Here is an 896-nt window from a genome sequence, read left to right as displayed (position 1 = left end):
TTCTTTGCGCATCAACGATAAAACAAACGCATATTGTTTCAGTACCACGCACTTTTCAATATTTACAAGCTGACTTACGTGGACCAATGGAATACCCCTTATCCATGGGAAGCAAAGTAAGTGTTGTTGATGAAACAGAAGTGCGCGATACAATGTATTCTATCCTTGAAAGCGGAAAAGCAATTATTACCCGCCATCTCAGTCCCATAGGGCGAGTGTACGAAGATTATGTTACAGTCGCGGAAACTTTTATCGGCACGCCTTATCTTTGGGGTGGTGTTAGCGGTTCTGGAATTGATTGCTCAGGTTTGATCCAACTCTCCATGATGATGACTGGAACACTGGTTTTACGTGATACCGCCATGCAGCAAAAAACTATAGGTAGGGCACTTACAGACAGCGATAAACTACAACGGGGCGATTTGATTTTTTGGGAAGGTCATGTTGCCATTATGATTGATCATGAAAATATCATCCACGCAAACGGCTATTCTATGAACGTTATGATCGAGCCATTGGAAGAAGCAATTACACGTATCGCTAAAAAACATAAATATCCCGTAGAAAAACGTCGACCAACTCAGGAAATGTAATCATTTTCTTATATGAACATAATCGGCAAGTACCTCTGCTGTCAGATTCTTCCAGGAGTCCATTTTGAATCTTTAAAAAATAATAATAGGAATCACGGTTAATTGTTGATTTAATATGAATGAAAAAGCACTTTCTCGAATTTATTTATGCTGAAGAGAATTAATCGCTTGATCTTTTCTTAAACCTTATATTCAACATTTATTCAAAAACCTGTAGCAACATTACACGTTTTCTAAATATTGTGAAAATGAATTAATCAATTTACTAAAGAGCTTTCATTAAAGCACCGCATATTGCGCGCA

1 protein-coding gene is annotated in these 896 nt (G+C 37.6%); it reads left to right on the top strand.

Features of this window, described 5'->3' with window-relative positions; translation table 11 throughout:
- Nucleotides 1-593 (top strand): C40 family peptidase (locus ACFIK8_RS10460; RefSeq protein WP_375669390.1); only part of this gene is annotated, 593 nt, incomplete at its 5' end.
- Between the last annotated feature and the right edge of the window lie 303 nt (nucleotides 594-896).

The sequence above is a fragment of the Bartonella sp. MR168JLCBS genome (assembly GCF_042194175.1).
The sequence above is the reverse complement of the archived record's forward strand: the minus strand, read 5'-3'. Positions and strand labels throughout refer to the sequence as shown.